This window comes from Pontiella sp., from assembly GCF_041622395.1.
GTDB lineage: Bacteria > Verrucomicrobiota > Kiritimatiellia > Kiritimatiellales > Pontiellaceae > Pontiella.
Map to the genome: position 1 here is coordinate 1 of NZ_JBFJYW010000210.1, position 7,015 is coordinate 7,015.

The 7,015-nt window shown below is 58.4% G+C and carries 11 protein-coding genes; all 11 read right to left on the bottom strand.

Translation table 11 applies throughout. The features are described 5' to 3' along the window. Positions 1-485: 485 nt before the first annotated feature. Positions 486-914: a 50S ribosomal protein L17 gene (rplQ, locus tag ABYO54_RS11940; protein ID WP_372808482.1), complete on the bottom strand. Its 429-nt coding sequence runs from the start codon at positions 912-914 to the stop codon at positions 486-488. 27 nt (positions 915-941) lie between these two features. After that, a complete protein-coding gene (locus ABYO54_RS11945) occupies positions 942-1,946 on the bottom strand; it encodes a DNA-directed RNA polymerase subunit alpha (RefSeq protein ID WP_372808483.1) in 1,005 nt (334 codons plus the stop codon). A 67-nt stretch (positions 1,947-2,013) separates the two neighbouring features. Next, entirely contained in the window at positions 2,014-2,550 is a 537-nt protein-coding gene (gene rpsK, locus ABYO54_RS11950) for a 30S ribosomal protein S11 (protein WP_372808484.1), read from the bottom strand. A gap of 12 nt (positions 2,551-2,562) precedes the next feature. After that, positions 2,563-2,967 (bottom strand): 30S ribosomal protein S13, encoded by a 405-nt coding sequence (gene rpsM, locus ABYO54_RS11955; protein WP_372808485.1) that lies wholly within the window; start codon positions 2,965-2,967, stop codon positions 2,563-2,565. A gap of 16 nt (positions 2,968-2,983) precedes the next feature. Continuing rightward, positions 2,984-3,097, bottom strand: a complete 114-nt coding sequence (gene rpmJ / locus ABYO54_RS11960) for a 50S ribosomal protein L36 (RefSeq protein WP_372808486.1) — start codon at positions 3,095-3,097, stop codon at positions 2,984-2,986. 1 nt (position 3,098) lies between these two features. Beyond that, positions 3,099-3,317 carry a hypothetical protein gene (locus ABYO54_RS11965; RefSeq protein ID WP_372808487.1) on the bottom strand — a complete coding sequence of 73 codons (219 nt, stop codon included), beginning with the start codon at positions 3,315-3,317 and terminating at the stop codon, positions 3,099-3,101. Next, entirely contained in the window at positions 3,317-4,075 is a 759-nt protein-coding gene (map, locus tag ABYO54_RS11970; RefSeq protein ID WP_372808488.1) for a type I methionyl aminopeptidase, read from the bottom strand. The genes ABYO54_RS11965 and map overlap by 1 nt, the downstream gene beginning before the upstream one ends. Positions 4,076-4,084: 9 nt before the next feature. Then, positions 4,085-4,726 carry an adenylate kinase gene (locus ABYO54_RS11975; RefSeq protein WP_372808489.1) on the bottom strand — a complete coding sequence of 214 codons (642 nt, stop codon included), beginning with the start codon at positions 4,724-4,726 and terminating at the stop codon, positions 4,085-4,087. Next, complete coding sequence (gene secY, locus ABYO54_RS11980) at positions 4,726-6,066, bottom strand: preprotein translocase subunit SecY (protein ID WP_372808490.1); 1,341 nt, start codon at positions 6,064-6,066, stop codon at positions 4,726-4,728. The genes ABYO54_RS11975 and secY overlap by 1 nt, the downstream gene beginning before the upstream one ends. A 21-nt stretch (positions 6,067-6,087) precedes the next feature. Beyond that, positions 6,088-6,528, bottom strand: a complete 441-nt coding sequence (gene rplO, locus ABYO54_RS11985; protein WP_372808491.1) for a 50S ribosomal protein L15 — start codon at positions 6,526-6,528, stop codon at positions 6,088-6,090. Between the two features lie 19 nt (positions 6,529-6,547). Further along, positions 6,548-7,015 (bottom strand): 30S ribosomal protein S5 (gene rpsE / locus ABYO54_RS11990; RefSeq protein WP_372808492.1); only part of this gene is annotated, 468 nt, incomplete at its 5' end.

Genomic DNA, 7,015 nt, shown 5'->3' on the forward strand with positions numbered 1-7,015 from the left:
CGATCGGATTCAACACAGCGCCCACCCACGGCAGCTGCACGCATGTGCGGCACGCGGATCGGATATCCGCGCTACGCCGTAGCTCGCAAATCCGTTGCGAGTTCCCGTACCCACGGCACGCGGAGAAAAGGAAAAGGAGTCGGGGAAACGGAGTCGGAAACGGAGTCGGTCCCGCAATATAGTAATCCCTTTCCATTCGGGTCAGTCATCTGATGTAAGTGCCAGTTGCAACTCCACCAAAACCCCATCGTCGTCACGGCGAACCCGGCCCTGAGCAATGCAATCTTCGGCCTAACCCTTTACCGGTCAACCTACCCCCCTTACCTTTTGAACTTTTCCCGCATGCCTGCGTACATCGAAACACTCTCGGCATGACAGGAGGAGGATGAGATACGTCTTCCCCCACATCCCAACGCGCGCAGATAACAAAAAAAACCCCGCAGCCCAAGGGCGACGGGGTTTTGCGAAGCGCGCTGCGAGTAAAATTACTCGGCGGCGGCCACTTCTTCGGTTGCTTCGGTAGCCGCTTCAACCTTTTCGGCCGGAGCCGGAGCAGCGATTGCATCGACCCACTCCAGCAGCACCATTTCGGAACCGTCGGAAATCCGACGACCCAGCTTGAGGATGCGGGTGTATCCGCCGTTGCGTGCTGCGAACGTCGGGGCAACCGCATCGAAGAGTTCCTTGACGGAAACTTCGTTCTTCAGCGTTGCGATCGCCTGGCGACGAGCTGCGAGGGTGCCCTTCTTGCCGAGGGTAACCATCTTTTCGGCAAGGCAACGTGCGGCCTTGGCCTTCGGTGCGGTGGTTTTGATGCGTTTGTTATCGATCAACGCACAAACCAGATTCGACAGCAACTCGTTGCGGTGTGCGCTGGTGCGGCCGAGTTTAACAGTTTTTTTACGATGTCTCATTGTTACAACCCTTTAGTAAATTAGAAACTAGTCTTCGAAGGACGTGCCTTTCAGCAGGTCGATATCAAAGGTCATTCCGAGCGACAGGCCCATTTCCTGGATCTTCGCCTTGATTTCGTTGAGCGACTTCTTACCGAAGTTGCGGTATTTCAGCATTTCAGCTTCGGTCTTCTGCGCCAGCTCGCCGACGGTGGTGATGTTGGCGTTGTTCAGGCAGTTCGCGGCTCGGACGCTGAGTTCGATTTCGTTGACACTGATGTTGAGCTTCTTGCGGAGCTCTTCCTTCTCCATGTCGATCTGCTTTTCGCTTTCCTCGAACTCGATCAAATCCTTGTCGTAGGAGACGAAAACGTCGAGGTGGTGGCGAAGGATCGCGGCGGACATGGTCAGCGCGTCGTCCGGGCTAACACGGCCATCGGTCCAGATTTCGATGATGAGTTTGTCGTAGTCGGTGCGGCGACCCACGCGGGTGTTCTCGGTTTCGTACTTTACGCGGCGAACCGGGGAGAACAGACAGTCGATCGGGATAATTCCGATTTCCTGGTTTTCCTTCTTGTTGAGGTCGGCCGGGCAGTAACCGCGCCCGATGCGCACTTCCATTTCAGCCTCGAAAACGGCCCCTTCGGAAAGCGTGCAGATCACGAAATCGGGATTCAGGACCTCGATCTTTTCGGAGGTGACGATGTCGCCGGCCGTGACTTCGCCCGGGCCTTCAACCTTGATTTTAGCCATCTGCGGATCGCGGGTGTAGCTCTTGAACAGCAGCTGCTTCATGTTCAGGATGATGTCGGTGACATCTTCCATCACGCCGTCGAGGCTGCAGAATTCGTGCGGAGCCCCCTTGATCTTGACGGAAGAAACGGCGGCGCCTTCGAGCGAAGAGAGCAAAACGCGGCGGAGCGAGTTGCCCATGGTGCGTCCGTAGCCGCCCTCGAAAGGTTCAGCATAGAACTTACCGTAGTTTTCCGTGGAAACAGTTTCGTCTTTAACGACCTGCTTCGGCATTTCAAAACGACCGAGTCGTGTAGCCATGGTATATCCTCCCAGAACCGGTCGTTAACCGGCTCGTATGGTGTGTGAATTACGTTAAAAAAACCAACTAGACGCGACGGCGCTTCGGCGGGCGGCATCCATTGTGCGGGATCGCGGTGGTATCCTTGATCGTCGTGATGGAAAGACCAGCGGACTGGATGGCGCGCACGGCGGACTCGCGGCCGGCACCCGGACCCTGAACACGGACTTCCACTTCGCTCATGCCATGGCTGATTGCCGTACGCGCAGCGTCCTGGGCAACCGTGGTGGCCGCGAATGCGGTGGACTTGCGCGATCCCTTGAAGTTACAGCGACCGGCGCTGCTCCAGGAAACCACGTTGCCACGCATATCGGTGATGGAAACGATGGTGTTGTTGAAGGTGGTCTTCACGAATGCAATCCCGACGGGAACATTCTTGGACCCCTTCTTGCGCTTGATCGGCTCGATGACTTCATCGGCGAGCAGGTCGGCGGCGGTGGGCAGGCGGGATTTCTTTTCCTCAACCTTTTCCTCGACCGGAGCGGCGGCGCTTTTTTCCGCGGCGGCAACCGGAGCGGTTTTCTCCACCACTTTTTCTTCTACTTCAATTTTTTCTTCTGCCATGGAATCAATTCCTTATTTAGAGGCGGCCTTGGCGGCGGAGCGTGCTTCCTTGCCGCGAACAATACCGACGGTACGCTTCGCGCCCTTGCGGGTACGTGCATTGGTCTTGGTGCGCTGACCGCGAACCGGCAACCCGGCGCGATGGCGACGACCACGGTAGGACCCAACCGAAATCAAGCGGCGGATGTTTGCCGCAACTTCGCGACGCAGGTCACCTTCGATGCGGTATTCGTTCTGCAGAACGGAAACGAGCGACTGGATATCCTCGTCGGTCATGTCGTCTGCTTTCTTTTTGGGATCCAGCTTTGCCTTTTCGCAAACTTCTTTAGCGAGGGCGGGGCCGATTCCGTAGATGTAGCGAAGCGAGTATTCCAGCTTCTTTCTACCGGGGATGTCTATACCGAGTACACGTGGCATTGATTAAACTCCTAATTTATCCTTGGCGCTGCTTGTGGCGCGGGTTCGTGCAAATAACGCGTACCACGCCCTGGCGGCGGATCACCTTGCACTGTTCACACATTCTTTTTACTGAAGCTCGTACTTTCATCTTATTGCTCCTGGTTAATCACCAGACGCCCCTTGCTCATATCGAAGGGCGACATCTCAACTGTAACTTGCGCACCGGGTTGCGGCAACTGGCCGCCGGAATCCTTGCGCCCTAAAAACGCAACGAATCGGTGTCCGTTACTTAGTTCTGCGTCAAAAGCGTGTTTGTCTATCACGCTCAGCAAGCGCGCGTCTAGTAAAATTGTCTCTTTTTTCTCCATTACGAGTCCAAAACAGGAATCGTCAGGATTTCGGCCTGGGTCTTGCCCACGGCAACGGTGTGCTCGAAGTGGGCGGACGGCAGGCGGTCTTTGGTCACAACGGTCCATCCGTCGTTCAACGTCTCGGTCTTGTGGACCCCTAAATTAATCATCGGCTCAATGGCCAAGGTCATGCCGGCCTTCAATACCGGGCCGCGTCCGGGCGGACCGTAGTTCGGGATCTGCGGATCCTCGTGCATGTCGCGCCCGATTCCATGGCCAACGAAGTCGCGCACGACGGAAAAGCCATCGCGCCCGGCAACCACCTGCACGGCGTTGGAGATATCGGAAAGGCGGTTTCCTTCGACGGCCTTTTCGATGGCCGCGGCGAGGCACTCCTGCGTGGTATCGAGCAGGCGCTGCCATTTCGGGTCGATCTCGCCGCACGCGACGGTGATCGCCGTATCGCCGACGAAGCCGCCAAAGCACAGGCCGAAATCGATGCTGACGACGTCGCCGTTGCGGACCACTCGGCGGCCCGGCACTCCATGGACCACCTCTTCGTTGACGGAAGAGCAAATGTGGCCCGAGAACCCGTGGTAGCCATAGAAGGCGCAGCGGCCCTCCTCCTTCTTCGCGAGCTCGGCCGCATAGTCGTCGAGCTCCTTGGTCGTCACGCCCGGCGCGACCTTGGCGGCAACCTTGTGAAGGATGGTGGCGGTCTTTTTACAGACGACGCGCATGGACTCCAGCTCGGCTGGATTTTTTACAATAATCATGGCGAAAGCTTATCCCAGTTTTTCAAGCACGGCGGCGCGTACTTGCTCGATGCTTTGCGTCGCATCGATCGGATGGACGAGATCCTTCGCCTCGTAATAGGTGATCAGCGGCGCGGTCTGCTCCGCATAGACGGTAAGGCGCTGCCGGATGGTCTCCGGGTTGTCGTCGTCGCGGCGAATCAATTCGGTTCCGTCGACGTCGCAAACGCCCGCCTCTTTCGGCGGATTGAAGGTGACGTGGTATACGGTCTTGCACTCCGGGCAGGAGCGGCGGCCGGACAGGCGCTCCACGATCGCATCGGCCGGGCATTCCAGCAAAACGACTTCGTCGAGGTTCCCGTTGAGCGAACCGATCAACTCATCGAGCTTTTCGGCCTGCACCAGCGTGCGGGGAAAACCATCGAACAAAAACTTGTCGCCGGGTTTGCCTGCGCCAAACAACTCGCGGATCATCCCGACGACCACATCGTCGGGAACGAATTTGCCTTGATCCATCAGCGCTTTGGCTTCGATGCCCAGCGCGGTTTCCTGGCGGATCTGCTCGCGAAGCAGGTCCCCGGTCGAAACATGCTTGTAGCCTTTGCCCACCAGGACTTCTGCGACGGTGCCCTTACCCGCACCAGGGGGTCCCAATAGTACTACCGCATTCATTACCGACCGCTCTTAATCTTTCCTTTTTTCAGGAAACCGTCGTAGTGGCGCATCAGCAGATGCGATTCGATTTGGCGCATGGTGTCGAGCATGACCCCCACGATAATCAGCAGGCTGGTGCCGCCGAAGAAGGAGGCCACGATCCACGGGATCTGGAACTGCGAAGTCATGATCGAAGGCATGACGGCGATGGCGGTCAGGAAGACGGCGCCGGCGAGCGTCAGGCGGGTCATCGTCCGGTCGAGGAACTCGGCGGTCGGCGTGCCCGGACGGATGCCGGGAACATATCCGCCGCGACGCTTGAGGTCGTCCGCGATCTGGATCGGGTTGAACTGAGTGGCCACCCAGAAATAGGAGAAGAACAGGATCATGACGCCGAAGAAGAACATGTACCAGAACGACATCGGGAAGGTGTTCGCCCACTCCCGGGCGGCCTGCCAGGGAAGTTTGCTGCCGATCATCGGGAAGATGCCGAGGATGGCGGAGGCGAAAATGATCGGCATGACGCCGGAATAGTTGACCCGCAACGGCAGGTGCGAGGTTCCGCCCTGCATCATCTTGCGGCCCACCATGCGCTTGGCGAACTGCACCGGAATCTTCTGCTGCGCCTGCGTCATGGCAACGACGCCCAGCGTAACGAAGAAGATCAGCGCAATCAGCAACGCGAGGTGGAACACCCCGATTTCGGCCACGCCGTCAACCGGAGAAAGCTTGTCGATCAGCGTTTTGACGGCCATCGGCATGCTGCTGACAATGTTCACGGTGATGATGATCGAGATCCCGTTGCCAATGCCGCGGTCGGTCATCTGTTCCCCGATCCACATAAGCAGCAGCGAACCGGCGACCAGCGCCATCATCGTCAACAAGACAAAGCCGACGCCCGGAATGCGGACGACGGAAGCGGGCAGGCCGAAATAGCCGCCGCCCTGCAGGGCAATGGCCATGGCCGCGCCCTGCACGGCGCAGATGATCACCGTCAGATAACGCGTATACTGCGTAATCTTTTGGCGGCCCACATCGCCTTCGCGCGCCAGTTTTTCAAGATGCGGAATCACCGCGGTCATGAGCTGCAGGATAATCGATGCGCTGATGTAGGGCATGATGCCCAACGTACCGATGGAGCACTGCAAGAGCGCCCCTCCACTGAAGAGGTTCATGATACCGAACAGGCCACCTTCGGCCCCGCCCTGCGCAGTGATGAAGTCCCGGATGGCCACGGCGTTGACGCCGGGGAGCGGAACTGCTGCGATCAGGCGGCAGATAAAGATGAGACCAAACGTAAAGAGGATACGCTGGCGAAGTTCGACGATCTTGAATGTGTTGACAAATGCGGAAAGCATGGCGATGGGGCCTTTCGTTAATTAAACGATTTCGCAGCTGCCGCCGGCGGCTTCGATTTTTTCCTTAGCCGAGGCGGAGAATGCATTGGCCTTGATGGTCAATTTCTTCTCTACGGAGCCGTTTCCAAGAATTTTCACACCGTCGAACCGGCCATTGACCAGTCCCTTCTCCTTGAGAAGCTCGATGGTGACTTCGGTGCCGTCTTCGAACACGTTGAGTGCATCGAGGTTGACCGGAATCATCTCCACGCGGGTGAAGTTCTTGAAGCCGCGCTTGGGCAGCTTGCGAACGAACGGCATCTGGCCACCTTCGAACAGCGGCTTGTGGGAGGCCCCGGCGCGGGACATCTGCCCCTTGTGGCCGCGGCCTGCTGTTTTACCCTTGCCGGACGCGCGGCCACGGCCGACGCGGATCTTCCGATGGGTGGAACCTTCTGCAGGTTGCAATGAATGTAAATCCATGACTGAATCCCCTTCTGGACTAACCCTTGCGAATGGCGAGCGCTTGTTCTTTCGAGCGGAGCGAGCCAAGCGCCTTGAGGGTCGCCTTGGTTACGTTGAGGTGGTTGTTGGAGCCGAGCGACTTCGCGAGGACGTCGCGGACGCCGGCGAGTTCGAGCACGGCGCGGCACGGGCCGCCGGCGATCAGGCCGGTACCTTCGGAGGCCGGACGAATCAGGACCTGCGCACCGGAAAACTTGCCGAGTGCTTCGTGCGGGAGCGTGGTGCCGCGCATGGTGACGGTTTCGAGGTTGCGCTTGGCAACTTCACCGGCCTTGCGGATGGCTTCCGACACTTCGGCCGCCTTGCCGAGTCCATAACCGACCCGGCCCTTGCGGTCGCCGACGACCACGAGCGCGCCGAAGCTGAAGCGACGGCCGCCCTTGACAACCTTCGAGTTACGGCTGATGTGGACTACGCGTTCTTCGAATTCCGGCTTTTCGCGGAC

Excerpts from the sequence above, each read along its gene's own strand:
- rpmJ (WP_372808486.1), bottom strand. The coding sequence starts at position 3,097 with ATGAAAGTACGAGCTTCAGTAAAAAGAATGTGTGAACAGTGCAAGGTG.
- ABYO54_RS11975 (WP_372808489.1), bottom strand. The coding sequence starts at position 4,726 with ATGAATGCGGTAGTACTATTGGGACCCCCTGGTGCGGGTAAGGGCACC.
- rplO (WP_372808491.1), bottom strand. The coding sequence starts at position 6,528 with ATGGATTTACATTCATTGCAACCTGCAGAAGGTTCCACCCATCGGAAG.
- rpsM (WP_372808485.1), bottom strand. The coding sequence starts at position 2,967 with ATGCCACGTGTACTCGGTATAGACATCCCCGGTAGAAAGAAGCTGGAA.
- map (WP_372808488.1), bottom strand. The coding sequence starts at position 4,075 with ATGATTATTGTAAAAAATCCAGCCGAGCTGGAGTCCATGCGCGTCGTC.
- ABYO54_RS11945 (WP_372808483.1), bottom strand. The coding sequence starts at position 1,946 with ATGGCTACACGACTCGGTCGTTTTGAAATGCCGAAGCAGGTCGTTAAA.
- ABYO54_RS11965 (WP_372808487.1), bottom strand. The coding sequence starts at position 3,317 with ATGGAGAAAAAAGAGACAATTTTACTAGACGCGCGCTTGCTGAGCGTG.
- secY (WP_372808490.1), bottom strand. The coding sequence starts at position 6,066 with ATGCTTTCCGCATTTGTCAACACATTCAAGATCGTCGAACTTCGCCAG.
- rpsK (WP_372808484.1), bottom strand. The coding sequence starts at position 2,550 with ATGGCAGAAGAAAAAATTGAAGTAGAAGAAAAAGTGGTGGAGAAAACC.
- rplQ (WP_372808482.1), bottom strand. The coding sequence starts at position 914 with ATGAGACATCGTAAAAAAACTGTTAAACTCGGCCGCACCAGCGCACAC.